The organism is Cyclobacterium roseum, from assembly GCF_010119225.1.
Taxonomy (GTDB): Bacteria; Bacteroidota; Bacteroidia; order Cytophagales; family Cyclobacteriaceae; genus Cyclobacterium; species Cyclobacterium roseum.
Genome location: NZ_WNKF01000003.1, coordinates 102,340 through 129,080, shown reverse-complemented (window position 1 = coordinate 129,080; position 26,741 = coordinate 102,340). Strand labels below are relative to the sequence as shown.

The 26,741-nt window shown below is 45.7% G+C and carries 18 protein-coding genes; 7 read left to right on the top strand and 11 right to left on the bottom strand.

What is annotated here, in order from left to right; translation table 11 throughout:
• Nucleotides 1–125: 125 nt before the first annotated feature.
• From GJQ68_RS05520 to GJQ68_RS05505, 4 genes are all read right to left on the bottom strand, one after another.
• A complete protein-coding gene (locus tag GJQ68_RS05520; protein ID WP_162416315.1) occupies nucleotides 126–1,313 on the bottom strand; it encodes a sialidase family protein in 1,188 nt (395 codons plus the stop codon).
• On the bottom strand, nucleotides 1,310–2,359 hold the full coding sequence (locus GJQ68_RS05515) for a polysaccharide deacetylase family protein (RefSeq protein WP_162416314.1): 1,050 nt from the start codon (nucleotides 2,357–2,359) through the stop codon (nucleotides 1,310–1,312). The genes GJQ68_RS05520 and GJQ68_RS05515 overlap by 4 nt, the downstream gene beginning before the upstream one ends.
• Nucleotides 2,360–2,369: 10 nt before the next feature.
• Nucleotides 2,370–3,476, bottom strand: coding sequence for a sialidase family protein (locus GJQ68_RS05510; protein ID WP_235941124.1), 1,107 nt, complete (start codon nucleotides 3,474–3,476; stop codon nucleotides 2,370–2,372).
• Nucleotides 3,477–3,660: 184 nt separating this feature from the next.
• Complete coding sequence (locus tag GJQ68_RS05505; RefSeq protein WP_162416313.1) at nucleotides 3,661–5,061, bottom strand: alkaline phosphatase; 1,401 nt, start codon at nucleotides 5,059–5,061, stop codon at nucleotides 3,661–3,663.
• Nucleotides 5,062–5,439: 378 nt separating this feature from the next.
• Between GJQ68_RS05505 and GJQ68_RS05500 the strand changes: the two genes are divergently transcribed.
• The 4 genes from GJQ68_RS05500 (at nucleotide 5,440) to GJQ68_RS05485 (ending at nucleotide 10,341) form a co-directional block, all read left to right on the top strand.
• Nucleotides 5,440–6,297, top strand: a complete 858-nt coding sequence (locus GJQ68_RS05500) for an ROK family protein (protein WP_162416312.1) — start codon at nucleotides 5,440–5,442, stop codon at nucleotides 6,295–6,297.
• Between the two features lie 146 nt (nucleotides 6,298–6,443).
• Nucleotides 6,444–7,691 (top strand): MFS transporter, encoded by a 1,248-nt coding sequence (locus GJQ68_RS05495; RefSeq protein ID WP_162416311.1) that lies wholly within the window; start codon nucleotides 6,444–6,446, stop codon nucleotides 7,689–7,691.
• A gap of 3 nt (nucleotides 7,692–7,694) precedes the next feature.
• Nucleotides 7,695–8,858, top strand: coding sequence for a DNA-binding transcriptional regulator (locus tag GJQ68_RS05490; RefSeq protein WP_162416310.1), 1,164 nt, complete (start codon nucleotides 7,695–7,697; stop codon nucleotides 8,856–8,858).
• 187 nt (nucleotides 8,859–9,045) lie between these two features.
• The gene (locus GJQ68_RS05485) at nucleotides 9,046–10,341 is read left to right on the top strand and encodes a photosystem II biosynthesis protein (protein WP_162416309.1); all 1,296 of its coding nucleotides are present in this window, start codon (nucleotides 9,046–9,048) and stop codon (nucleotides 10,339–10,341) included.
• Nucleotides 10,342–11,042: 701 nt separating this feature from the next.
• Here the strand turns inward: GJQ68_RS05485 and GJQ68_RS05480 are convergent.
• The 3 genes from GJQ68_RS05480 to GJQ68_RS05470 all read right to left on the bottom strand — a co-directional run bounded on the left by GJQ68_RS05480 (nucleotide 11,043) and on the right by GJQ68_RS05470 (nucleotide 16,572).
• Complete coding sequence (locus GJQ68_RS05480; protein WP_162416308.1) at nucleotides 11,043–12,731, bottom strand: SusD/RagB family nutrient-binding outer membrane lipoprotein; 1,689 nt, start codon at nucleotides 12,729–12,731, stop codon at nucleotides 11,043–11,045.
• 20 nt (nucleotides 12,732–12,751) lie between these two features.
• Nucleotides 12,752–16,135: a SusC/RagA family TonB-linked outer membrane protein gene (locus tag GJQ68_RS05475; protein ID WP_235941116.1), complete on the bottom strand. Its 3,384-nt coding sequence runs from the start codon at nucleotides 16,133–16,135 to the stop codon at nucleotides 12,752–12,754.
• A gap of 149 nt (nucleotides 16,136–16,284) precedes the next feature.
• Nucleotides 16,285–16,572 (bottom strand): hypothetical protein, encoded by a 288-nt coding sequence (locus GJQ68_RS05470; RefSeq protein ID WP_162416306.1) that lies wholly within the window; start codon nucleotides 16,570–16,572, stop codon nucleotides 16,285–16,287.
• Between the two features lie 132 nt (nucleotides 16,573–16,704).
• On the opposite strand from GJQ68_RS05470, the gene GJQ68_RS05465 reads away from it, so the two are divergent.
• From GJQ68_RS05465 to trxA, 3 genes are all read left to right on the top strand, one after another.
• Nucleotides 16,705–18,480 (top strand): purple acid phosphatase family protein, encoded by a 1,776-nt coding sequence (locus GJQ68_RS05465; RefSeq protein ID WP_162416305.1) that lies wholly within the window; start codon nucleotides 16,705–16,707, stop codon nucleotides 18,478–18,480.
• Between the two features lie 292 nt (nucleotides 18,481–18,772).
• Complete coding sequence (gene dnaE, locus GJQ68_RS05460; protein WP_162416304.1) at nucleotides 18,773–23,059, top strand: DNA polymerase III subunit alpha; 4,287 nt, start codon at nucleotides 18,773–18,775, stop codon at nucleotides 23,057–23,059.
• A 92-nt stretch (nucleotides 23,060–23,151) separates the two neighbouring features.
• Nucleotides 23,152–23,472, top strand: coding sequence for a thioredoxin (gene trxA, locus GJQ68_RS05455; RefSeq protein ID WP_162416303.1), 321 nt, complete (start codon nucleotides 23,152–23,154; stop codon nucleotides 23,470–23,472).
• Between the two features lie 80 nt (nucleotides 23,473–23,552).
• Here trxA and rffA read toward each other — a convergent pair whose 3' ends face one another.
• From rffA to GJQ68_RS05435, 4 genes are all read right to left on the bottom strand, one after another.
• On the bottom strand, nucleotides 23,553–24,680 hold the full coding sequence (gene rffA / locus GJQ68_RS05450; protein ID WP_162416302.1) for a dTDP-4-amino-4,6-dideoxygalactose transaminase: 1,128 nt from the start codon (nucleotides 24,678–24,680) through the stop codon (nucleotides 23,553–23,555).
• A 3-nt stretch (nucleotides 24,681–24,683) separates the two neighbouring features.
• A complete protein-coding gene (locus GJQ68_RS05445) occupies nucleotides 24,684–25,310 on the bottom strand; it encodes a DUF502 domain-containing protein (protein WP_162416301.1) in 627 nt (208 codons plus the stop codon).
• A 104-nt stretch (nucleotides 25,311–25,414) separates the two neighbouring features.
• A complete protein-coding gene (gene nqrE, locus GJQ68_RS05440) occupies nucleotides 25,415–26,026 on the bottom strand; it encodes an NADH:ubiquinone reductase (Na(+)-transporting) subunit E (RefSeq protein ID WP_162416300.1) in 612 nt (203 codons plus the stop codon).
• A gap of 12 nt (nucleotides 26,027–26,038) precedes the next feature.
• Nucleotides 26,039–26,722, bottom strand: coding sequence for an NADH:ubiquinone reductase (Na(+)-transporting) subunit D (locus GJQ68_RS05435; RefSeq protein WP_162416299.1), 684 nt, complete (start codon nucleotides 26,720–26,722; stop codon nucleotides 26,039–26,041).
• Nucleotides 26,723–26,741: the final 19 nt, after the last annotated feature.

The window sequence follows — 26,741 nt, the reverse complement described above, 5'->3', positions numbered from 1 at the left end:
CTACCCAATGGGCAGGAGCGGACAAAACTTACCTAACCTAACTACTAAAGTCAAACCAATTTCAACCTTTTCAGGTAATCGATCTGCTCATCTGTAATACAAGCAAACGCGCAGGAAGTACTACCTTAAAAAAAATTATTTGGATTGATTTTTACATATTTTATTGATTTCCCTCCTTCTTCCAAATGGTAAGAATACGTTACATGCACCATACCATCCATATCCTGAATCAAAGAAGGGTAGGAAAAGCCCCCATAGCCTTTTTTCTCATCTTCCAGGTACATTTTACCCCGCCAGGTCCTCCCTTCATCATCAGAAACGTACATGGACAGTTTGTACCTGCCATCATCCACGTCATTTCCTAAAAAGAGCCAAAGGCCGTTATCCAATGCCAATAATTCCACACTGGCCGTATTGGGAATGGTGGATTTTTCACTGGCGGTCCAGCTTAGCCCCTCGTCAGTAGAATAACTGCGGTGCAACCTATTGGGAGCATCCCCACTATCCCGCATGATAGCCATAATTTCACCGTTTTCCCGCTGTGCTAAAGCGGGCTGAATGGGTCCCCTTCCTACAATGGGATTACTGGCAGCCCAGGTTTTTCCATCGTCATCCGATATGGCTACCAATGAAAAGTTAAACCCGTCTGAGTAAAGCGGTAACAGCAACCTTCCCGACTGCAGAACCAGGGGCTTGATCCGGGTCATCCACCCGATACTGGATTTTTTGCTGTCCTTGCTCGCCTCAATAATCATCTCATCGTACAAAGGCGCATATTCCGCCCAGCCAGAAGTATTGGGAGGCAACTCTTTAAATTTTTGAACTACTTCCTGATGAAATTCTTCGCCTGGCTTAAGAAGTATATTGTCCTGCCAATCCCACATCGGGGCACCGGCATTATCAAATGCCGTGCTGGTTCGCAGCCTCAGGATGCTTTGCTCCCAACGATTGGCTTGAACGGCTATCCACACCAAAAATAGCTTTCCTTCCTGATTGAGAAACAATACCGGGTTGCAATCGGGCAAACCGGGAGTATCTGCCATCAAAAAAGGAGCTCCCCATTCCGAATCCCGCTTTCTTAAGCGGGCACCCATAATCCGCACATCATCTGCTGTTCGCTCTCCGGAGCCTTCAAACCAGGCGGCAAGCAGGTCCCCATTCGGAAGCGCCACAATGCTGCTTCCATGCACATGTTGTCCTTGTAGAGGGAAAATCAACTGTTCCTGTTCGACAACTTTTTCCTTTGGAATGTATTGGCCATAACCAGAAACACCCAAAAGCATCGCTACCAGACCCGTTAGGAGTATTTTCATTCTGCTCGTTTTCTTCGTTGCATTACTTCTTGCCAGGTAGTAAGAATGATTCCTTCTTCTTCAATAAATTGTTGTAAATCCGGATCCGTCATGGCCAACATGTCTGCATACCGGGACCCGCCGGAGGAGCTAATCCGGTCAAAAACTTTACGGTCTCCGTTGCTGTGGACAATGATCATCATCAACCCTGGTTCCATTTGGGTTAAAACCGATTTGAATTGGGCTACCTTATAATCTCCCCAAGCCTCATCACCAGGCTCACCGTCAGGCTTCCAGTTCCCGCTTACCGTATGCAAATCATCCAATACCGGTAAACCGGAATTCCAGATTTGCTTACCTACTTCCGGCGCCTGCTCCACTAATGGGTTTTTTGGCAATTCCATTCCTACTTTATAGCTCCCATCTTTTTTCAGCTGTTTGATCAGGTTATTGTTCATGGAACGCATTAGAAGCTTATTGTTTCCACCCGGAAACATGACGGGAATTCCATAATCAACCCCAACTTTTATGTACCGCTCCAAAAAAGGTTGATGGTAGAAAAGTGTTCCCATATGGCTGTCCAGATGAGTTGGTCTTAATCCCATATCCAGTGCCCTATCTATCTGGGCCCGAATTTCCCGTTCCACTTCATCAGCACTTGCATTCCGTATTACCTCTTCCACAGAAGGCCAGAACGCACCTTCTCCATCCACCAGACCGGGAACAGCCTTTTTTCCCGAAAGGGGGTGCCAGCGATAATCGTTCCACTCGGAGGTCAAGGTCAGGTGGATACCCGCATCCATGGGCTCCTGAAGCGCATGTTTCACAAAACTCGCGGCCCAGGGGCAAGGCATCATAATACTACAGGAGGTAGCCACCCCTGACTCGATGGACTTGATGGTCCCTTCATTGGACTCATAGGACATGCCTGCATCGTCCACATGGAAAATCACCACTTTTTTTCCGGCAGGAAAGCCCAGCTTTTCAGCATAAGTGGCTTCTCCCTGCCCTTTTACCATTTGGGCCGCTAGCACTACCAGGCAGCCAATAATCCAAAATACCTTCATATCTAGTCTGTTAAATTCCTTCCAATTTCCCTTTCCAAAAAGCCACCCGCTGCCGGTTCCAAGTGTAACATGCCACTAAATGACCCTCTTCGTAAAACATCGCCGGATAGGACAACTCATCCTCATCCCCTTCTCCTTTTTCAATATCAAATTTCGGGCCCCATGTATACCCGTTGTCCAGAGAGACCGATACGGATATCGGATATCGCGCTCCCCAATTTTCTGAAACCGGATTATAGATAACCGCGATTTTTTCACCGCCCAAATGGGCGACATCAATGCCACTATTATTGTTTGGAAGTGAGATTTCTTCTACAGGCGACCAGGTCTTGCCGTAATCTTCTGAATCTGCCCGGCAGATGTTTCCAGAACTACTACGCATCAGCATGTGTACATGTCCTGGTTTCGATTCCCATAAGGCAGGTTGAATCACGCCTTCTCCACTAATCTCGTCCCGGTCCATTTCCAATTTATCCGTCGCTTCCCAGGTCTTTCCCCCATCCTCCGACCGGTCCACAAATACCGTCCAAGCTTTATTCTTCTCATCAGAGGCCGGGGCCAGCCAGGTTCCATCTGAAAGTACCAGCATGTGGTTTCTTACCGGGCCCCGTCCCCCTTTATCCCCAGGAACTAATTCTCTGGCTTCTGACCAACTGTCTCCGCCATCTTCCGAAACCTGCACCCAGGTTTCCCAGTAATCAATTTCTTTTCCAACTTTAAAAAACAAATATACCTTCCCGTCCGGAGCCTGAAAGAGTACGGGGTTCCAATGGGGGTCATTACGAACTTTTACGAGCAACTCGGGTTCCGACCAGTTTCCTGGTTTCCCCTTGGCCGTCCAGATGCCCACATCGTCATTTTTTTCATGAGAGCCCGCAAACCAGGCTACCAGGTATTCTTCCCCACCCAAAGGGATCATGGTAGAGGCGTGGCTCTGCGCAAATGGTCTATCATCACCAAACACATGTTCGTATTGAACGGTATTCACGGATATTTCTTGATCGGCTTGCATCTCGGGTTCCTCTTCGTGTGAGGTATCCGAGACGGAACCCCCACAGGAAAAAGTAGCAAATAAGACTACAAAGGTGCCAATTATTAAACTACTATTTTTCATCATTTTCGTTGATTAATTTATTTGTGGATAAACAGGACGGGTAATCTGGATCAGTGCTGGCTTCTTCTTGGTTCTATTGATATTGGGAAATTAGTTTGGACACATAAGCACCTATGCTGGTTTCAAAGACGGTGAATTTCCTGGCCACAAATGGTCCATCAATGAGGTTTTTGATAAAGTACATTCATTATACCAAATAGGCCATGGCCGGTACTTGAGCTGCATTGAGCATAAAATTGTGAAGTTTGTAGTTTTCTATATAAGCTGGCAGATTTTCACTTCCCGGCCCGTACATGGCCAGTTCCACATGATCAGACGAATGCCCCGTTCCTGCCCAGCCGATGCCGGTATGGTTGGATTGAATTTGAGCAAAAAGGTGATTGGGTACCTTGGTAGAACCATATATCCCATCGTCATTGAGTTCCTTATAGCTTTTCAACAGGACTTCTGCCTCCTCCTTCTTAAGCTTTAAACCCTGGTAGGTTTCGATAAAATCAGTCACTTGCCCAGGTGTATTGGCAGCCGATAACTGGCTCAAGACCCATTCGTTGGAGTGCGAGGTGGTATAGAGTTTACCAAATTTACTCCCATTGAATAAACCGGGATTGGCATTCCCATGGTCTGTAGTCATGATGACCAATGTTTCCCCGTCCTTAGCTGCAAAATCCAGTGCAATGCCTACTGCGGCATCAAAATCCAATTGATCGTAGAGTAATCCGGGTGCGTCGTTTGCATGTGCTGCCCAATCTACTTTGCCGCCCTCTATTTGCATCGCAAAACCAGATGGATTCTTGGAGAGCAAGTCAATGGCCTTCTGAGACATTTCTGCCAGGGAAGGAACCCTATTTTTTAATTCCGGGTCATTTTCTCTGTCAATGGAATAAGGCATCCCTCCTTCACTAAACACTCCTAAGACAGGATTTTTCCCGTTTAATGCCATCATTTCCGCTCGATCTAGCGCCACCGAGAATCCCGCTTTTCTAAAATCTCCAAGTAAATCTCGTTTATCCTCTCTTGATTCGCTGTCAAAAAGTGCCTTGCCGCCACCCATCATCACATCAAACTCCAACTCCAGGTACTTTACCGCGATATCAAACATGGCACTTCTACTTTTTTCATTTACGCAAAATGAAGCCGGAGTAGCGTGGGTGATGGGGACCGAGGTCACACAACCCACCGACTTTCCAGCATTTTTGAACTTCTGCAGGATAGGAACGGGCAGCTCTCCATTCGGACCCACGTTTAGGGATCCGTTCGGCACCCGCATGCCACAACCCCAGGAACTACCGGCAGCGGCTGAATCCGTAACCAGGGAGTTGGAAGATGCGGTATCCATGAGTGCCCGCTTGGCAAAGCCTCCCTGATAATAACTCACCCACCTGCTTTTCCTTCCTTCCTTCTCCCTGAGAAGTAAATCGGCCATGTTCAGGGTTCCGGTGCTCATGCCATCACTAACCAGAAAAATGATGTTTTTTGCAGCCCTATTGAAGGACCCGGGACGGGTGTTTCCATAACTTACTCCTGTGCCCAAAGCGCCTAATCCCAACGAGGCCAAAATGCTTCTATTGAAGAAATCCCTTCTTTTCATCGTTTTTTGTTTTTTTATGATTATTCGTTAAATCTACTCCTGAGTCAAAATCACCTAATCCAAAATTCCTGCTTTTTAGCTGAAATACCAATTGGGCAGTACCGTTAGGCTTGGTAAAATACCTTAATTTTAACAGTAATAATACCCGATTTCCAGGATTTGTACTATCAAAAAAGATCTTTCTCAAAATAGTACATCCCCCGGCTTTCAAGTATAGTAGATAGGCCAAGCTACCTTATCTACCTCCTTACTACCTGAAAACCAAACGAATAATATCCGGTAACAAGGGGAGTTTGTGGTACGGATTGGTTTGTATAATATGTAAATTAAGATATATTTGTTGTTTCATTTTTTTTAAAACTCACCTGTATAAGCGCAATGAACATAGGAATAGATTTAGGAGGAACCAAAATCCAAGTCGGCATTGAGAAGGAAGGGAAGATCATCCATAAAACCAAGGCCTTGTTGAAAGAAAAAGATGACCTTCATTCGACCTTGAATCAGGTGAAACAGTTTATCGAGCCCCTCACCCGTCATAAGGTGGAGGGAATCGGAATAGGCGTTCCCTCGGTAGTGGATGTGGAAAAAGGGATCGTTTACAATGTCACTAATATCCCTTCCTGGAAGAAAGTGCGCCTTAAAGCCATTTTGGAAGAGGAGTTTAACCTACCGGTATTTGTAAATAACGATGTGAATTGTTTTACGATCGGAGAACATAAATTCGGAATGGGTAAAGAATATTCCTGTCTGGTGGGCATGTCTATTGGAACAGGTCTGGGGTCCGGAATCATTATTGGAAATAAATTGTATGCCGGCACCAATTGTGGTGCAGGAGAAATCGGCCTGCTTCCTTACAAGGATCAGAACATTGAATATTATGCCAGCGGAAATTTTTTCAGTGCCTTTTACCATACTACGGCACTAGATGCCTACAATCAGGCTGAAAAAGGAGACCCAGAGGCCTTATCCCAATGGAAGGATTTTGGACATCATTTTGGGGCGGCGGTGCAAGCAGTCATGTACACCTATGACCCGCAAGCCATCGTTATTGGAGGTTCTGTGGCCAATGCCTACCCTTATTTTGAAGCTACGATGAAGGAAAGTTTCAGCGACTTTATTTATCCGGAGTCCATCAAAAAATTGAAAATCCACCAGACTAAAAACGAAGACATTGCCCTTTTGGGAGCTGCAGCATTGGTAGACCTGTCTCTGGAGCATGCAAAGGGTGTCCTGTAGCAAAATTTTTAACTTCATCACCCTTGGAATATTCCGAAGACCTACTCACGACCACCCGATTCCCTGTCCTGCCATGATTTCTTCGTCGATTAAACCTATGATTTCCGTTAGTAATGGCTATCTTCATCACCTGAAAAACAAATGATATGAAAAAAAATAACCTTATCGTTGCCCTTATTCTGTTAATCTTTTTTGTCATTTCTTTTCTTACCAATATCCTAGGTCCAATCATCCCGGATATCATTGACAGTTTTACCCTTAGTATCGGATTGGCCGGATTTTTACCTTTTTCTTTTTTTGTAGCCTATGCGGTTATGTCCATACCCTCGGGTATCCTGGTGGAAAAGTATAAAGAAAAGAAAATGCTGGTCGCGGCCTTTTCTCTTGCTTTTGTGGGAGCCCTTGTGTTTGCCCTGATTCCCAGCTTTGGAATTGCCCTTACCTCACTGTTCATTATAGGTATTGGAATGGCTATTCTACAGGTCGTAATTAACCCATTGCTTCGGACTGCTGGAGGAGAAGCCCATTTTGCCTTTAATTCGGTATTAGGGCAATTGGCCTTCGGTGCAGCCTCCTTTCTGAGTCCCATGCTTTACAGCTATCTGGTCACCAATATCCATACGGGCGATCTCGGCTTCTTATTTTCCTTTTTGGATGGAATGGTGCCTGAAAATCTCAAATGGGTGTCTCTTTACTGGGTATTTGCAGGGATCGCTTTTCTGATGGTCATCGTGGTCTACTTTGCTAAGTTCCCAAAGGTAGAACTAAAGGAAGACGAAAAAATTGATATTGGGGTGGCCTTTAAGGAATTATTAGCTAATAAATACGTGATTTTGTATTTCCTGGGAATCTTCTCCTACGTAGGTACGGAACAAGGTATTGCCAATTGGATATCCAAGTTTCTGCAAACCTATCACGGGGTGGACCCGGCCACTACCGGGGCTTCGGTCATTTCCTATTTTTGGGGTTTGCTTACCATCGGTTGTTTGCTGGGCTTATTGCTTTTGAAGTTTATGGATAGTCGTACCGTCTTGATCCTCTTTACCTCTGGGGCCATTTTAGCACTACTGATTGCTTTATTCGGTCCGGTTTCATGGGCACTGGTAGCTTTTCCCATGACTGGTTTTTTTGCTTCGGTGATGTGGTCGGTCATATTCTCCCTTGCGCTGAATTCTGTCCCTCACCATCACGGTACCTTTTCCGGAATACTTTGCACCGGGATAGCCGGAGGAGCGGTGGTGCCCCTGATTGTTGGCGGGCTTGCCGAATTGGTTGGCCTCAAGTTGGCCATGTTATTCCTTTTCATTACGTTAGGCTACATCTTGAGTATTGGCATTTGGGCGAAACCCCTGGTGAGTAATGCTACCAAAAATATCAAGGACATCTTCAAGTAAGGCATGTACAAGATTATTCTGTTGCTGGACTTTGCGGAGGAATACAGTAAAAGTCTACTAAAAGGGATCTCCAAATATTCCGCGGAACATGGCCCCTGGACCTATTGCCGGATGCCACTATACTACCGGGAAACCATCGGTATTAAAGGGATACTGGACTGGGCCAAAGACTGGGGTGCCCATGGAATCATCGGACAGCTTTACAACGAAATGGATCTTAAATTGATCATTGATTCCAAAATACCCGTCATTGCGCAGGATTTTAAAGAACGCTTCAGCGAGCTTCCCAATATCACCGGTGCCTACCACGAGGCTGGCGAAATGGGTGCTGAATATTTCCTGAAAAAAGGATTTAAAAACTTCGCCTTTTACGGTTTCAATGATATTGTTTGGTCCCGGGAGCGAGCCGAAGGGTTCGAGAAAAAAATCAATTCGGTCGGGTATAAAGTCAATTACTTTGAACACCGAAAATCGCGTTCCACCGACCTTTGGTATTATAAAAGTAACTCCCTGAGCAAATGGCTGATCTCTCTGCCCAAACCAATTGCCCTGATGACCTGTGATGATAACCAGGGACTGCACATCACAGAGGCCTGCAAACAAAATAAAATCAGAATTCCGGAGGAGGTAGCGGTATTGGGAGTAGATAACGATGAAATGCTCTGCGATCTGTCCGATCCTCCCCTTTCCAGCATCGGTCTGGATATAGAAAAAGGAGGCTACGATACGGCCAGGTTGATGGAACATATGATCCAAAACGGAACTGAGCAGTATTACGACATTCACGTGAAACCTACTCAAATAATCACCCGGCAATCCACGGATATTTATGCCACTAATGACGATTACATTGCCTCCACACTAAAATACATCCATAAAAACATCGAGAAAAACCTTCAAGTAGACGAGGTAGTCCGGCAGGTTCCCCTGTCCAGAAGAACCCTTGAAAAGCGATTTCACCAAATTACCGGTTACCCCATTTACAAATACATATTCAACCTGCGTATTGAAAAGTTCACCCAAAAACTATTGGAGACAGACCAAACCGTGTTTGAAATTGCCCTCGATTTAGGGTTGAATGATAGTAAAAACATTGCCAGACAATTCAAACAGGTAAAAGGGTGTAATCCCATTGAATACCGAAAGCGGTACCTGGCTGGTAAATAATCCCATACCGCCTACCCTACCTGAGGGCTGCCAGGCGGTCACTTTAAAAGACAAAAAGCAATCAGTTCAATAGTACAAATCAGCAGCTTAGGGTATTACCTTCAAAAGAATCTATCCTATTCCCGGACCTGGGGATGGGTATATTTGGAATATATAACTCTCTTCGCATTCAACCATAGCGCACAACATGAAAAATGCAACAAAAAACACAGTCATTTCCCTGCTGCTGGCTGGCATGGCCTTGGGTACTGCCTGGGCCATTAGAGGACAATTTGGCCACGAACAGGGAGCTGCCTGGGCAGGAGGTATTGGTAGCCTCTGTATTATTTTATTGTCCAAAAAGAAGTCCTGGTACAATAAGGCAATGAAAGCCGCTTTTGCAGGGGCTGTAGGCTGGGGATTGGGAGGTATGATGAGCTACGGTGCCGTGGTAGGTTATGGAAGAGGGGTAGATTTTGTCAATGTCTATTATGGACTGGCCATGCTTTTCATCATTGGAGGGCTTTATGGGCTGATCGGTGGGGGGCTTTTTGGCTTGGTGTTGGCAGATCACCCGGAAAAAAAGGTGAAATGGCACCAGGTCATTACCGAAATGACCGTAGGAGGTGTCATTTTCTATTACTTCATTATTGAACAATTGGGCATTGCCATGACCCCACCCAGATCGGAAGCCTGGGGTGTCTGTGCCGGTATTGGCATTGCCATGATGTACTACCTGGCCCGCAAAAAACAGTACAGTGCCATGAGGGTAGCGGTATTTGCCGGATTAGGAGGCGGGTTTGGCTTTGCATTCGGTAATTTCCTTCAAGTCCTGGGAAATGTCGCCGAAGTGTCGTTCAATATGTGGAACGTGATGGAATATTCGCTTGGATTTTTTGGCGGATTGGGCATGGCCTACGGTGCCTTTACCAGTTCCTGGCCAAAGGAGGAGGAGAATTATCGGTATTCATATCGCAACCTTACCCTTCCCATGATCGGTTTTATCTTACTTATACCCTTCATCGTTTGGCAGCAATCATTCGTCATGAAGGATCTGGAAACCACCCTTGGCAGGCTTATTGACGACCCCGCACTTTGGGTTCGAATGGTCCAATGGGTGGCACTCATGGCCTTCCTGATTCCTGCTATTACCTGGATCAGCCTTTTTTCCAACAAAAAGGGAACCGTCGGCCAAGGAATGAGCTATAAAGAGGTTATGGGTGTTTTCATTACCTATTTTGCCGTATATATCGTATTTACCATTTTGATTACCGGCTCCTTTTTAAGTTTCTACCGAATTGAGCAATTCCTATACATTATTAACTTTATAGTAATTATATTCTTGATCCACAAATTTCAGCCCCAAATCAGGGTAAAAAAAGCACATCCGAAAAAATGGGGCTATATGGTTTTGGGAATCCTGTTGTTGCTGGCCGTTCTAAGCCTGATTGCGATCAGCATTCACGGTGAAATGCCGGGGATGAATAAACGCTTTGATTGGTAACTAGCTGAACTGAGTTCGATTTTAATAGGACAATTTCGTTCGATTAAACGGTTTCGCACTCGATTTCGGGGTTTTTTGGAAAAAATGTATGCGCAATTTAGCCTGATATCAAATTTGCAATGAGGTTTCCAAACAAGATTGAGCAGCTCTCCTTTGTACGCAGGATCATGTTCAACCCCTTCTATGTTGCAGGATGAACCACGCTTGTCGGCCCCGGGTTTCGCCCGGCGTTATTATTGTTAAAGCCCTAGAGGCTTTGGAGTGGAACAAGAGCTTGTTTCTTGGGAAGTGATATGGGACCTCACTATAATGTGATTGGACTTAAGGAAAAAATTTTTATAAATGCCAATTTAGGCTGCCGATGATTCTGTTCTTAAAAGTCAGGCCTGAACAACAATAACCGTGGGTACAGCCCACCCACGGCTCGTTGACCACCAAATACCTCCAACCCTGGATGGGGTTGAACCTGAATTGCATGCGTTGTAAAAATAACGCTTCTGGAGATTGGGTCATACGATCGCTCCCAGATCGGCAGAGGAGAACCCGCTGGATCTAGTACTCACTATACCCTTCTAATTGAGAACCTACACAATTGAGTAAGCATCCTTTTCGGACTTACTAAGATAGGAGTAACAAAAAAAGTTCCCCCCTACCGGAGTAGAGGAGAACTTTGCATTGCGTATGGGTATCAACCAAAAATATTAGAAAGGGACGTTGGTGCCCTGATACAACCATGGCTTGGACCACTGGCTATCTGCTCCAAAGTTTCCGGAAAAGGGAGTGACTTCCAGTCCATCCAATGCGGCTTGTATACTAGCCGAATTGTTGTTATACTCATCGCTCCCGTATTGAAACCTGAGGGCAACCTCTGGCTGCGGAGACAATGGACCGGCTTCCAGATCAGGAAGACCTGTTCTTCTGTAATCAGCGTAGGATTCAGCAGCAGCAGTCCAGCTGGCCACCCATTTTTGCTCCAGTATTTGCTCGAGTGAATTGTTAAAACTGATTTCTGGCTGACTGATGAAGGAATTGTACTCATCAGCACTGTTCCATGTTTCCAGCGATTGCTCTATGGCCATATTGTAATGAGTTTCGGCATCGCCAACATTCCAGCCCTTCAGCGCAGCTTCGGCAAAGATAAAACTCACTTCCGCTGCGGAAATGATCCTGGCTTTAAGAATGTCACCAGGGGCTCCTTCTGTGCTGTATATGTGAGCCAGTTGTGATACATGCTGGTTTTGCGTTCCCTGACCGGGAGATGGGTTGCCATTATAGGACTCCGGTACAGTAATCGCAGGAGGCAGTCCAACATACAGCGCATCGTTATAATCTGCCATATTCGGATTGTACCTTCTGGTAAATTTCACATCGGCATACAATTCTACAAAATCATCATAGGGATACGTTTCCACGCTCAAAGGCTCTCCATTTGCCCGGATAAAATCTTCTGTGGCCGTGGCAAGGGATTCATCAGCTACCCACTGCACTCTTACAGAATCGAACCAGACCGTTAAACGGGGGTCATTGGTGCCCGTCAACTGGTCGATAAAAGTCTGGCAAGCCTGGTACCGCTGAAAATCATCGGGGTCTAAACGAACGTGCCTCGAAAGCCACTGGTCGTTCGCTCCTCCGGTGTAATCCAGGGTAGCATCTTGGGAAGGATCCTGAATATAGATTCCACTGCTATAAATGGCTTCTACACCTGCCCTGGCCACATCGGGCTTCTTCTCTGATAAGCGCATGTAATATCTCAGCAAGAGTGAATTGGCAAATCGCTGCCAACTTTGAGTATCGCCATTGTAATACAGGTCATTTCCACTGGTAACCCCTTCACCGGAAGCAGATCCCAAGACCTGTACCGCCTCTTGCAGGTCAGCAATGATGCCGTCATAAATGACTTCCTGACTATCAAATGCAGGGTATTGCAGTTCTTCTCCTCCCTGATCACCTTTCAGTGCATTGGTATAGGGAGCGTCTCCCCAAAGGTCTGCAATATTACCAAACGCGAAAGACTTCATGGTCAAACCAATCCCCTGAAAGAACTCATTGTCCAGTTCCTCTCCCCGGCGAATCAACAACTCATTGGTACGTAGTATATCATACCAACCGGTCCAGTTTCTGTTGGTCCAATCGTAGAAATTATGTCCGGAGTACCAACCGTTTTTCTGGGTATGTTGTACGGCACCGGCCAGGTCGTTATACCCCAGGTTTACGTAGCTCTGAGCTGCCGAAGACAAAACGGTCGGCATCAGCAAATTCGGATTGGCATTGGAAGGCTCTATTCCGTAGGGATTGATGTTCATCTCATCCAGTTTCTCGTCACAACCGGAGAATAGGACCAACCCGAATACGAATAAAGCTATTTTTCGAAAATCAAATAAATGCTTCATGATTTGTATATTAAAGAAATTTACAAATTAAAATTAAGTTTGAACCCTACCGGCACACTCCAGGGCATTACATTCTGCCTTTCAATCCCTTGTCGGAACTGAGAGGACGTGTCTCCCTGACTACCACCTCCAGCCCAGAAGGCTCTTTCAGGATCAACACCGATGTCCGCCTTGGTCCACAACATGATGTTTCGCGTGTAGACGGCAAAAGTAACGTTACGGAAAGCTCCGAAATCAGGAATTCGGTAACCCAGAGACAGCTCTCTTAACTTGATAAAAGAGGCATCAAAAGTAACCTGCTCGTTAAACCTCCAGGCATAGGTGTTAGTGATGGGGTAAATGTTGGTTTCCGGACCACCCAGGTGCTCCTCGTATTCGTCATCGCTGTAGTCATCGGGTGTGTCCGCTCCGGCTGTTTGAATCACGCCGGGTATAAAGGCACCATCGTTCCCATTTTCATCCAGTGGAAAACCACCAGTTTCAGCAGTATGTCCACCGACTCTTGGGAAATTTCCTGGTCGTGGAATGATATACTTATCAGGATCTGATTTCAATAGCTCCACCAACTCGGCATCGGAATACAGGCCACCTGGGATCAGGTTATCCAACTGTCGCTGGGATTTCCAGTCAGACTCACCGTAACGATAGGTGAAAGAGATGAACTCTCCTCCGCTTCTCCAATCCAAACTGGCATTCAAAACGAATCGCTTGTAGCTCAGACTGGTTTGCCCTCCAAGAATAAAGTCAGGGTTGAAATTCCCTACTTTGCGAAGCTCCTCATCAACGCGACGGAAGGCTTGCCAGGATCCCGTACTGGTCAGAATGGGCCATTGATAGTAAGGAGAATTAGGATCCTCTACTTGAGCAAAACCCGAGCTGTACATATCTCCGATGTTCTCTCCAAGGAAGGTAATCGCTCCTGCATCATTTTCACCCCAAAGGGTGATTCGGTCCAGGTTATCGCTCAGTTCCACCACTTTGGTTCGGTTTCTGCTCCAGTTCAGGTTGATATCCCAGTTCCAGCCATTCCTGCTCAATGGTGTGCCCCCAAGGGTAAATTCCAAACCCCGGCTTTGGATCAAGCCGGCATTGATCAATCTACTGCTGAATCCAGAAGAACGGGGAAGGTTTACGGCAAAAATCTGGTTTCGGTTATCTACTGTGTAATAGGTACCAGTAAAACGCAATCTGTTTTGAAACATGTTCAAATCAATCCCTGCTTCAATAGAAGTGGCTTCTTCCGGCTTAAGGTCCGGGTTTAACAATCCCGAGGGCATCGCAGCGGTATTGATATTGTTGTATAATCCTGTACTCAGATTTTGTACTAGTCGATACGGGTCGGTATCGTTACCAACCTGTGCCCAACCAACCCTACCTTTAAGCATGTCTATGTTCTCAGGCAAATTAAAGGTATAATTCGCCAACCAGCTCAAAGACGCAGAAGGATAAAAATACGAACGGTTTGCTGCTGGTAAAGTTGAGGACCAGTCATTTCTCGCTGTCAGGTCCAAATACAACTGATCGGCAAATCCAAAGGAAGCCAAACCATACACACTGTAGATGGCTCGCTTGGAATAACCACTGCCCACCGAACGGTTATCAGCAGGGATGTTTTGCACATTGTAAATACCTGGTACCACCAGTCCGTTGTTCCGGTTTCCGCCTACACCAACGCTATTGTTAGATCCAAATCGGGTCATGATATTACCCCCGGCTGAGGCATTGAAATCCAGTTCCCCAAAATCCTTTTTGTAGCTGGCCAAAATGTCCGCATTGGATTCCTGGGTCAGCAGGTCGGTGTTGTAATAGCCACCTCTGGCCATACGGCTATAGCTGAATGGTATTTTGGTTTCCCTGTTCTCGTTAGACCTGTCCAGTGAATACCGGGCAGTGATATTAAAGTTATCATTGAATTGGTAATCCAGGGAAGCATTCCCAAATATCCGATCTCTTCTAAAGGCGTTTTGGATACCGTAGGCAATGAAATAAGGATTATCTCCTCTGGGAGTTCGAACCTGTTGAACGCCTTCCTGTCCTTCCTCCCAGAAATCCCTCATTTCCTCAAAATTAATGTAGGAAGAGGAGTAAATAGCTTCCAGAGGATTCGCTCGTCGATCACCTGTACTGGGACGGTCATTGGACATGCTATTACTGTAATTGAAATTCGTACTGAAGGTCAACTTCTCCAGTATGTTATAGGTAACTGAAGTGGAAATGTTGTTTCGGAATAAATCGGAATTCGGGATCATGCCCTTGTGCAACATATTGGAATAAGATACCCGGTAAGTAGCATCATCATTTCCACCACTCACCGCCAAATTATTGGTTGAGGTTACGCCCGTTTGCATGAAATCTTTCATGGCGTTGGGATACGATCGCAGCTCCGTAGGAATGCGGTTGCCGTTTTCATCTACCGGGCTGTTCCACTGAATGGCGGTATTTCCGGCATCCAGTTCAGGACCTCCCCAATAGGCTGATCCTGCATTGAATACGCCTTCTCGATTACCATTGGCATAGCGGTAATGGAAATCCAGCAGACGGGTAGGTCTTTCGAATACATTACTGGTCGAAAAGGATACCCCCATGTCTTTTCGCTTACTGCCAGACTTTGTGGTGATCAACACGACCCCGTTACCGGCCCTGGTTCCGTACAGGGCTGCTGCACTTGGGCCTTTCAATACACTGATATTGGCAATGTCATCCGGATTAATATCCGAAATGGCGTTACCATAATCCACCTGGTTACCATCTCCATTTTGAGAAATGTTATTCAGGGAATTGGACATGGGCACTCCATCCACCACAAATAGGGGCTGATTATCGGTAGTCAGAGAGGTTGCCCCCCGGATCACCATGCTCATGGAAGAGCCTGGCCCACTGGTTTGGTTAATGGTAACTCCAGGCATTCTACCTGCCAGGGAGCTCAATACGTTTTCCTGAGACACCTGCGTGACATCCTCCGCATTTACTGTCGATACATCGTAGCCGAGGGATCGTTGGTCTCGCTCGATACCCAGAGCGGTTACCACCACTTCATTCATGGCTGCCATGGATTCCTGCAGGATCACATCTACATTAGTGCGGTTCCCTACGGTTACTTCCTGATTCTCAAAACCTACATAGGAGAATACCAAAACGGAATTCGGACCGGCCACATCAATGGTATAGGCACCGTCAATGTCGGTAACGGTTCCGTTATTCGTTCCTTTTTCCAAAACAGTCACTCCTGGAAGACCGGCATTGTCCTCCTGAGAGGTAACGGTCCCTCGAATCGTAACAGCAATGGCATCATCCATCGTGCTGGTAGCATGTATCGGATTACCTGCACTGGTAATCGGAAAGCTAGTTGCCTCCGCCAGCAGGCTGCCGGTGGAAACCAGCCCAACCGATAAAAGTGGTACCATCCACTTTAACATTTTTTTAGTACGGCGTTTTTTCATAACTCATTAAATTGATTTGCAGTTTTAATTTAGTTTTCATTCAATTCTATCGGAATATTCCTTTCCAAACCTTGTCTCTATTGGGACCTCCTATCTCTATTAATGGTTTTTAATTAATTTGAACTATTTATTACTTTCGTCATTGGAATTTTTTTTTCTATGTTCGTTCTGTTTTCCGCTTCATAATCATCCATTATCTTATCGAAATAGGCCTTCATGCTTTCTTCCAGATAGCCAACTGTTTCCTGATCTTCCATTCCACTAAGCAACTCCTCAAACTCTTCCCGGGAAATCTTATTTTGTACAAGCCGTTGAAGCAAAGCGGCCGTTTCTTTCTTTTTCATATGTTTGCCCTCCACCGTATATACCATCCGGGTCAAAAAAAAGACTATCTCCTTCATTTCTTTTTTGTTATGAAAAAAATGTGAAGACATTTAACAATTCCTTAAATAGCCTGATTTCAATTGATCATGTATTATTGTCTAGTGATATGCTATTTCTTTATTGGAAAACATTTTAAAATCAATGTCTTTATGAAAAAATCGAATTTGTTAGTTCTATGGATTTGGATCCTTGGCTTTTCCTGTGGTCCCCATCAAAGTACTGACATAGAATTGCTTTCCGTTTCTGAAACCATGGACAGGGTCGTGACCAGAATGTATGAAGAATGGGATAGCGAAACCCTGGATACGGTTTCCCATGAATTTGTAGAACACTACCTAAGCGAAGAAGAAAAAGCGTCACTCGCCACCCAGTATTGGAAAATTCAGATCAATGTGCCTGCTACCGTATCCCTGATGCGGGACAAAGCCCAGGATAAAATCCCCTTCTGGCTTGAAACATCAGGATTTGAACCAACGGGAATGGAAGTAGAAAATGAAATTTACACCTACGAGGTGTGGCAGAAAGATTTTGAGGCAGGTGACGTTCGACTGGGCATCAATGGCTTTGGGAAACACCGACCCGTTTACTTTTTAGCCCTTGCCCCCCAAAATCCAAATGACAGCTTGACCATCACTCCGGTATTTCCGGAAGAGCAACACATTGAAATATTGAAACCAGGTGCTTTTACTTACCATGACTGGGATGGATTGACCATCACAAACGTTCCGGAGTCCCTGCAGGGACAGCAGCTGCTAACCACCATCCGGGGAAGGGCCAGGGAAGCACATCTTGTAAATGCATTTCGAACCACGGAGTTTCCAAGCAGTGAAAAACCAGACCATTTATTGTTGACCTGGAGCGGGGACCCCACCACTTCGATGGACATTCAATGGAGAACATCTGAAGAGGTTACCGAAGGGAGCGTTCGCTATTGGGAAAAAGGAACTGCGGACACCACCGAAATTTCAGCAGAACGGTACGTGATGGAGGACAGGCTCCTGCAGAACGACCGGTACATCCATCGTTTTACGGCAAAACTCCGCTCCTTAAATTCGGGAACGGAGTACGGCTACCAGGCAGGGACTGATACTGGGGGCTGGTCGGAGACGCAGTCTTTTTCAACCGCGGCTAGTGAGGAAAAGCCTTTCTCCTTCATTTGGTTTGGAGATGTGCACAATTCCGAAATCTGGGGAAATTTGATTCAAAAATCAGAAACCCAACATCCCGAAAATGAATTTTATATCATCGCAGGAGACCTGGTAAATACCGGACTTTACCGAAATGATTGGGATGAACTGTTCGAATATGCCGGGGAAACCGTCTCCCGAAAACCCCTGATGGCAGTCCCGGGAAATCACGACAGCCAGGATGGTCTGGGCGCATGGATGTACGAGCGGATGCTGAGCTTGCCTGCTGACAGTCCCCCTGAGATGGAAGGTAGAACGTATGCTTTTGACTACCAAAAAACGCTCTTTCTGATGATTGACGTTACCTTACCCCTGGAAGACCAAACGGCCTGGATTGAAACTAAATTAAAGGAATCCGAAGCAACCTGGAAAATTGCCGTGTTTCATTTTCCACCCTATAACGGCGTGGAGCCCTACGAGGATATTCAAGAACTCTGGGGCCCTCTCTTTGATAAATACCATGTGGACCTGGTCATGGGGGGCCACTTTCACTACTACATGCGCTCCAAACCGATGAAAAATGGCAAAGTACAAGCCTCCCCTGCCGACGGCACCATTTACTGGATCTCCATTGGCACCACGGGTAAAAATGAGGACATACCACGAGAGCCCTATGCGGAGGTGCAGTTTCCAGCGTCTCATCTATACCAATACATCACCATAGACGGTAAGGAGCTCCGGGCCGAAACCATCAATTTGGAGGGCGAGCAAGTAGATCAATTTTCCATTAGCAAATAACCTTTACGGCATTCCCAAACTCCTGAACTGCCCACCCTTATTGAGTGGGCAGTTTTTTTATATTTGAAAAAGGTGCCAGAAAATTTTTGAGTCGTTTCACCTTTTTTCCTGCTCCATGGTTTGGGAAATAGTCAATTATGGAAAGTAGCTATCCCTGAAACCTTTGAAATAAAGTGGGCGGATGATTTTATTTATTTTCGGATATAAATTGGAAGATCCACTGGATTCCATGTATTTTTAAATGTGAATCCGGAAACGGGTATTCACTTCGAAATTCAATAATCCAAGCCAGATGTACTTAATATTTGATACCGAAACCACCGGGCTTCCCAGAGACTACAATGCCCCTATTTCAGATCTGGCCAACTGGCCACGTCTGGTCCAGTTGGCCTGGCAGTTACATAATGAAAAGGGCGAATTAATTTCTCAGCAGAATTTCATAGTTAAGCCAGAGGGCTTTACCATTCCCTACAATGCCGAAAAAATTCACGGTATTTCTACCCAAAGAGCCCTAAAAGATGGTCACGAACTGGGTCAGGTATTGAAGGCGTTTGAAAAGGACCTTGAAAGGTGTCGCTACCTGGTGGGCCACAACATTGGATTTGATATCAATGTAGTAGGCGCTGAAATGTTGCGGGCCAAAAGGCCCGGTAACTTATTGGAAAAGGAAAGCCTGGATACCAAGGACCTTTCCACCGATTTCTGTGCCATACCTGGTGGAAAAGGCGGCAAATACAAATGGCCTACGCTTCTGGAACTGCATACCAAATTGTTTGGGCAGGGTTTTGGAGATGCCCACGATGCCGCTTATGATGTGGACGCTACTGCCAAATGTTTTTTTGGCCTGATTAAGGAAGGGGTGTTGCCTCCCGCAGAAGGTGTTTCACTGGAACAAGTCCTGTATGAGGCTCCTGATCTGGACGAGGCCAACTTTGCCACAGCCAAAGACGATGAAAAAACTGCAGCCAAAAAAGTTTTAAAGGCAGCCGACGGGGCCGATATTTCGGACCTGAAAGGCGTTCCTTTCAGCCACTTGCATGTCCACACCCAGTTTTCCATCTTACAGGCCACTTCCGAAATACCCGTGGTCATACAGCGGGCCAAACAACTCGGCATGCCGGCTCTGGCCATGACCGACCATGGCAACATGATGGGTGCTTTTCACTTTGTAAGGGAGGCCTTCAATCAGGGAATCACACCCATAATTGGTTGTGAATTTAACCTCTGCCGGGATCGGAAAAATAAGACCAACAAAGACGATGGATTCCAAACGGTGCTGTTGGCCAAAAACAAAAAAGGCTATCATAATCTGGCCAAACTCTCTTCCTACGCAAATATTGAGGGGTTTTATTATTTGCCCCGAATCGACCGGGACCTGCTAGTCGAATACAAGGAAGACATCATTGCTACCACCGGGGGACTGTGGGGAGAAATTCCGTATCTCATCCTTAACGTAGGAGAAACCCAGGCAGAGGAGGCTTTTGTCTGGTGGCTGGACCAATTTGGCGATGATTTTTACATCGAGCTAAACCGCCATGGCATACCCGAAGAAGAAAAGGTCAATGAGGTCTTATTGCAATGGTCAGCTAAGTACCAGGTCCCCTATTTTGCAGCGAATAATAGCTACTACAATACCAAAACAGACGCAAAAGCGCACGATATTTTACTTTGTGTAAAAGATGGCGAATTGGTCGCAAAACCCAAAAAATACGTTGGCAAAAGGGGGCGGGAATACCGTTATGGCTTTCCGAATGAAGAATTCTACCTCAAAAGTCCGGAGGAGATGAAAAAACTCTTTGCTGACCTTCCGGAAGCCATTGCCTGTACCAATGAGATTGTAAAAAAGATAGAACCTTTCCAATTAGCCCGGGAGGTATTGCTGCCTAAATTTGACATTCCTGAAGAATTTATTGATCCCCAAGATGAGGTGGATGGAGGGAACCGGGGTGAAAATGCTTACCTAAGGCACCTTAGCTACGAAGGAGCCAAAAAGCGATACGAAACCCTCACCGATGAAATCAAAGAACGGCTTGATTTTGAATTGGAAACCATAGAACGGACAGGATACCCCGGTTATTTTTTGATCGTTCAGGACTTTACCAGAGCCGCCAGGGATATGGGTGTTTCGGTGGGCCCGGGTCGGGGCTCGGCGGCTGGATCGGCGGTGGCTTTTTGTGTGGGCATTACCAATGTAGACCCCATCGCCTATGATCTCCTCTTCGAGCGTTTTCTGAATCCGGACCGGGTGTCCCTCCCGGATATTGATATTGACTTTGATGATGAAGGACGTCAGCGGGTGATCGATTACGTAATCGAAAAATACGGTGCCAACCAGGTGGCACAAATCATTACCTACGGTACCATGGCTGCCAAATCTGCTATCAGGGATACGGCAAGGGTATTGGACCTCCCGCTATCGGAGGCAGACAGGCTTGCCAAATTGGTGCCTGACATCAAATTAAAAAGCCTCTTTGAGCTTGCCAACGACCGGCCCCGCCTTTCTGCCAAACTTAAAAACAATAACGAGAATCTGGACAAAGCCCTGGAACTGATCCGTATCTCCAAGGGCAGTGACGACAGTGCCAAAACGGTAAATCAGGCGAAGGTACTGGAAGGATCCGTCCGAAACACTGGCATTCATGCCTGTGGAGTCATCATCACGCCCGATGACATCACGAATTTTGTGCCGGTCGCATTGGCCAAAGATTCGGACATGGTCTGTACCCAGTTTGACAACTCGGTAGTAGAAAATGCCGGCTTGCTGAAGATGGATTTTTTGGGATTAAAAACCCTAACCCTCATTAAAGATGCGGTTCGGATCATACAAGAGCGGCATGGCATCCAACTGGATCCTGAAAATTTCCCCATAGACGATCAGAAGACCTACGAACTGTTTCAAAGAGGGGAGACCGTTGGCATTTTCCAATACGAATCTGCCGGCATGCAAAAATACATGAGGGAGCTTAAACCTACTGTCTTTGCCGACTTGATTGCCATGAACGCCTTATACCGTCCGGGCCCACTGGAATACATCCCCAGCTTTATAAAAAGGAAACATGGGACGGAAGCCATCTCCTATGACTTGGAGGATATGAAAGAATTCCTGGAAGAAACCTACGGAATTACAGTCTATCAGGAGCAGGTGATGTTACTCTCCCAAAAACTGGCGGGTTTCACAAAAGGTGAAGCGGATGTTCTTCGGAAGGCCATGGGAAAAAAACAAAAGGATGTACTGGACAAGATGAAGCCCAAATTCATCGACCAGGCTGCTTCCAAAGGGCACGATTCCAAAAAGCTTGAAAAAATATGGAAAGATTGGGAGGCCTTTGCTTCCTATGCCTTTAACAAGTCGCACTCTACCTGTTATGCCTGGATAGCTTACCAAACGGCCTACCTGAAGGCCCACTATCCGGCCGAATACATGGCTTCGGTACTGAGTAATAACATGAACGATATCACTCAGGTAACCTTCTTTATGGAAGAGTGCAAGCGAATGGGCATACAGGTATTGGGGCCGGATGTAAACGAATCCAAAAGTGACTTTACGGTAAATATGGAAGGGCAGGTACGCTTCGGCATGGCCGCGATCAAAGGAACCGGAAACGCAGCAGTGCAGGCCATCATCGAAGAACGAGAAGCCTCGGGGCTGTACAAAAATATATTTGATTTTACCAAACGGGTCAACCTTCGGGCGGTAAATAAAAAAACCATGGAAGTGCTGGCCATGGCCGGTGGCTATGACTGCTTCAGCGAATTTCATCGCAGGCAGTATCTTGAAGCGGCCGATGGAGAAGCCAGCCTACTGGAAAAAGCGGTAAAATACGCCCAAAAGGTAATCCAGGAAGAGGAAAGTTCCCAGGTATCATTGTTTGGCGGAGGAAATGGAACCGATATTCCACTACCCACCATTCCACCACTGGAGCCCTTTAGCCAGTTGCAGCAGCTCAATATCGAAAAAGAAGTCGTGGGGTTGTACATTTCCGGCCATCCGCTGGATCAGTTCAAGGTAGAAATAGAAGCTTTTACCAATACCAGTTTACCGGAATTAACGGATCTCTCTCAGGTAAAAAACAAAGGCGAAATAAAACTGGCAGGGGCTGTCACTTCCTTTGCTCACCGTACTACCAAGAACGGAAAACCATTTGGAACACTCAGCTTGGAGGATTATCAAGGGGCACACACCTTTTTCCTTTTTGGAGAAGATTACGTGAAATTTAAACAGTATTTCATGACCGGATGGTTTTTATACCTTTCCGGCAGTGTACACCCTAATAAATACAAACCGGGAGAATATGAGTTTAAGATCAATCAGATGACCTTATTAAATGAAATCCGAGGCCGCATGATCAAAGGAGTCCGGGTGCATATTGACCTGGACGACCTCAGCCTGGACTTGATGGAAAAACTCGAACAGATCAGCAAAAAGTACCAGGGGCAGGCAAAACTCTACATCAATATCATTGACAATAAAGAAAATATAACGCTCGACCTGATGTCCTCCCGTTATAAGATTGACCCTTCCAATGATTTAATCCAGGCGCTTGAAAAGCTTCCGGAGGTGGCCTATAAGATCATTTAAGTGGGATCGAAGGAAAATATGGACATCTGATGGAACTAATCGGATGATAATCGGATTAAGATATATATTTTCAAAATTATAATAACAATAAGATGGCAAAAGCAATTGAAGTTACAGATACCAACTTTGAAGAAATCATCAATTCAGAACAACCGGTTTTGGTAGACTTTTGGGCAGAATGGTGTGGACCCTGTAAAATGATCGGACCAATAGTGGAAGAACTGGCAGGAGATTACGAAGGAAAGGCCACCATTGCTAAAATGGATGTAGATGCCAATTTAGGTGTACCTTCTCAGTTTGGCATCAGAAGCATCCCAACACTGCTTATATTCAAAGAAGGTAAAGTAGTAGATAAAGTTATCGGTGCCGTTCCTAAATCGGTACTCGCAGATAAATTGGAAGCACAGATTTAATTTTCTTACAACATACGTAGAATGAAGAAGGTCCTTTTCTTGAAAAAGGACCTTTTTTTATTGGTATCTTTACCGTTCATTCAGGAAAGCAATTTCTTTTCCAACCGGTTGACATCGAGATCGGCAAAAACAGGTAACCGGAGCAATCTATCCTGGTATTTTTCCGCTTCTACCAAGGGCTTCCCCTGGTACTTATCCCTAAAATAGGGACTCAGATGCAGGCAGCGGTAATGAAACACCGAAAGGACCTCTTTGGATTTTAAATACGCAATCAAGTCCTCCCGATCCCGGCGCTGATCCATCAACAGGTAAAAAGTATTGAAATTTTGCCGGGCAAAAGTGGGGATTACAGGCAATTGGCCAGAAAAAGAAGGTAAAACTTCCTTAAGATGCGTTTGATACCAATGCCATACCACTGCTCTTTTTTTCTGAATGACAGCCAGGTTTTCCAACTGCGCCCAAAGCCAGGCGGCAGCGATTTCCGAGGGAGCGAAAGCGGAGCCCAGGTGTACCCACTCGTAGGAGGAGCGATTTCCCTTGTCAAAATCAGAACGATTGGTCCCCCGGTTCCACACCCAATCTGCCTCCTGGAAAAACGAGGGATTATTGACCACCAACAATCCTCCTTCTCCGCAACTGATATTCTTCGTTTCGTGAAAAGAAAAGGTCGCAAAATCCCCCATACTACCCAGTGGACGGGCATCACCCTCCTTTGACAGGTAATACCCATCCAAGGCCGCTGCCGCATCTTCAATCAAAAACAAGTTATACCTCTTACACAAATCAAGGATTGGATCCATATTACATGCCACCCCGCCATAGTGGACGAGTACAATTGCCCGCGTTCGGCTGCTTATCAGCCTTTCGATTTCGGTCTCATCGATGCCCGGATAATCGGGTCGACTATCGGCAAATACCAGCCGGCATCCACGGAGTGCGAAGGCATTGGCGGTACTTACGTAAGCATAGCTTGGCAGAATCACCTCGTCCTCAGGGCCAAGGTTCAGCAACAAGGCTGCCATTTCGAGCGCCTGAGTGCAGGAATGGGCTAGAAAGGTTTTCCTGAATCCAAACGTGCTCTCAAAAAATTGTTGGCATTTATGCGTGTACTTCCCATTCGAGGATAACCTGCCTTGCGCCAGTGCATCCTGGACGTATACCCATTCGTTACGGGTTACATAGGGCTGGTTAAAGGGGATCGAATACATATATCAAAGTCCCTCGGAGGATAAGCCGGGTTCCTGACCCTGCTGATCCTTCGCTTTGTTTGGATATTTGTAGTAATTCAACTGAGAGACCCCTCCCGAAACAATAAACTTCATGATTTCGGTACTGTTTACATTTTTTAAGCGGGTCACATTTGCTCTGGGAACCAGAAATAAGTTTCCACTGAAATTATAGGAATGAGGAAAGTATACAGCTACCAAATCTTCCTGCCCAAGAACCTTGAGGTCATCCTGAGTCATAAAACCCAGGCGAGAAATATTTTCCGACAACTTTACAATGATCGGTGTATTGAACTTCTTCTTATCCCCCACAAAAGCAGACATCAGGTCTTTGATACTGGTATAAAGGATATTCACCAAAGGAATTTTAAAGACTATTTTTTCCAGCTCTTCAAAAATAGACTTGGTGATAAAAATACTGGTCAGATACCCTACCAGCGTTACAAAGACCAACATGACTAGGATTCCCAATCCCGGAATGTTTACCGGGATAATGTTATCGAGAAATTGAACTGTAAGAATGATAATGTATCCCGTCAGAAAAAAGGGGACGACAAAAAGCAATCCTCGCAGAAAGTAGCCTAAAATTCGCTTTGATGTGAAATCAGCCATGGCGGTTGTTAGTTAGAAGCAGTAAAGAAAGAAAAAAACCCTGCTCTCAAAAAAAGTGAACAGGGTTTTACAATTTGTACCAAATGGAGTCTGTATACGGAATGTTACAAATCTATTCCCATAAAGGACATGAAGGCGATTCCCATAAGCCCGGTGATCAGCATGGTAATACCGAGACCTTTCAAACCGTTAGGGACGTTTGAATACTTCAATTTTTCCCGAATGGCAGCTAACGCCACAATGGCAAGAAAGAACCCCGTTCCGGATCCAAATCCATAAACCGTAGCTTCTGCCAGGGTATAGTCCCTTTGCGCCATAAAAAGCGATCCCCCCAGGATGGCACAGTTTACCGCAATCAAAGGAAGAAAAATACCCAACGCACCATAAAGTGCCGGAGCGAACTTCTCAACGACCATTTCCACCAATTGAACCATGGCGGCGATGATGGCAATAAACATAATAAACCGTAGAAAGGTAAGGTCAATCGTAGCAAAGGATGCTCCCAAAAAGGCCAATGCACCTTCTTTTAATATAAATTCATTCAAGAGCCAATTGAGCGGCACGGTAATCGTCAAAACGAAAATTACAGCAGCTCCAAGGCCCAGCGCTGTGCTCACTTTTTTGGACACCGCCAAAAACGAACACATCCCCAGAAAGTAGGCAAAAACCATGTTGTCAATAAAAATTGACCGTATTGCTAAGTTAAATAATTCCATTCCTTCTTACTTTTAATGTTCCACATAACCAGTCTTGGTGCGCTGCACCCAAATCAGCAGGCCAAGGATAATAAAGGCTCCCACCGGAGATACCATTAGCCCATTGGTGGCCAACTGGAAGTCGGAACCAAAAAGGCTGGATATTCCATCGAAAATAGGAATGCCAAATAGTGAACCTGATCCCCATAATTCCCTGAAAAAGGCAACTGTCAGAATAATCCAGGAGTACCCCAACGCACTCCCAAAACCATCCAGTACCGAATCATAGGGTTTATTACCAAGCGCAAAGGCTTCCAGGCGTCCCATCACAATACAGTTGGTGATAATCAAGCCTACAAAAACGGATAGTTCCTTATACATATCATAAGCGAAGGCTTGCAATACTTCATTTACCAGGGTAACCAAAGAGGCTACCACTGCCAACTGCACGATGATTCTCACCCTGGTTGGGATTTTATTTCTCAACAGGGATATCGACAAGTTGGCCATTACCATGACAAAAATAACGGATAATGCCATTACCAAGGTAGGCTGCATCTGGGTGGTAACCGCTAGCGCAGAACAAATACCCAACACCTGAATGGTTATGGGATTATCATCTACCAAAGGATCGGTCATTAGCTTTTTCCTTCTTTTCGAAAGAAGCGCTTCTGACTCTTTTATAGCTATTTCTTTTTCAGCAGTGTCTGTACTCATATCGTTGTTCTATTGAAAC

Bases quoted from the DNA above. Each gene is read 5' to 3' on its own strand.
- GJQ68_RS05520 (WP_162416315.1), bottom strand. From the start codon at position 1,313: ATGAAAATACTCCTAACGGGTCTGGTAGCGATGCTTTTGGGTGTTTCT.
- GJQ68_RS05515 (WP_162416314.1), bottom strand. From the start codon at position 2,359: ATGAAGGTATTTTGGATTATTGGCTGCCTGGTAGTGCTAGCGGCCCAA.
- GJQ68_RS05510 (WP_235941124.1), bottom strand. From the start codon at position 3,476: ATGATGAAAAATAGTAGTTTAATAATTGGCACCTTTGTAGTCTTATTT.
- GJQ68_RS05505 (WP_162416313.1), bottom strand. From the start codon at position 5,061: ATGAAAAGAAGGGATTTCTTCAATAGAAGCATTTTGGCCTCGTTGGGA.
- GJQ68_RS05500 (WP_162416312.1), top strand. From the start codon at position 5,440: ATGAACATAGGAATAGATTTAGGAGGAACCAAAATCCAAGTCGGCATT.
- GJQ68_RS05495 (WP_162416311.1), top strand. From the start codon at position 6,444: ATGAAAAAAAATAACCTTATCGTTGCCCTTATTCTGTTAATCTTTTTT.
- GJQ68_RS05490 (WP_162416310.1), top strand. From the start codon at position 7,695: ATGTACAAGATTATTCTGTTGCTGGACTTTGCGGAGGAATACAGTAAA.
- GJQ68_RS05485 (WP_162416309.1), top strand. From the start codon at position 9,046: ATGAAAAATGCAACAAAAAACACAGTCATTTCCCTGCTGCTGGCTGGC.
- GJQ68_RS05480 (WP_162416308.1), bottom strand. From the start codon at position 12,731: ATGAAGCATTTATTTGATTTTCGAAAAATAGCTTTATTCGTATTCGGG.
- GJQ68_RS05475 (WP_235941116.1), bottom strand. From the start codon at position 16,135: ATGGTACCACTTTTATCGGTTGGGCTGGTTTCCACCGGCAGCCTGCTG.
- GJQ68_RS05470 (WP_162416306.1), bottom strand. From the start codon at position 16,572: ATGAAGGAGATAGTCTTTTTTTTGACCCGGATGGTATATACGGTGGAG.
- GJQ68_RS05465 (WP_162416305.1), top strand. From the start codon at position 16,705: ATGAAAAAATCGAATTTGTTAGTTCTATGGATTTGGATCCTTGGCTTT.
- dnaE (WP_162416304.1), top strand. From the start codon at position 18,773: ATGTACTTAATATTTGATACCGAAACCACCGGGCTTCCCAGAGACTAC.
- trxA (WP_162416303.1), top strand. From the start codon at position 23,152: ATGGCAAAAGCAATTGAAGTTACAGATACCAACTTTGAAGAAATCATC.
- rffA (WP_162416302.1), bottom strand. From the start codon at position 24,680: ATGTATTCGATCCCCTTTAACCAGCCCTATGTAACCCGTAACGAATGG.
- GJQ68_RS05445 (WP_162416301.1), bottom strand. From the start codon at position 25,310: ATGGCTGATTTCACATCAAAGCGAATTTTAGGCTACTTTCTGCGAGGA.
- nqrE (WP_162416300.1), bottom strand. From the start codon at position 26,026: ATGGAATTATTTAACTTAGCAATACGGTCAATTTTTATTGACAACATG.
- GJQ68_RS05435 (WP_162416299.1), bottom strand. From the start codon at position 26,722: ATGAGTACAGACACTGCTGAAAAAGAAATAGCTATAAAAGAGTCAGAA.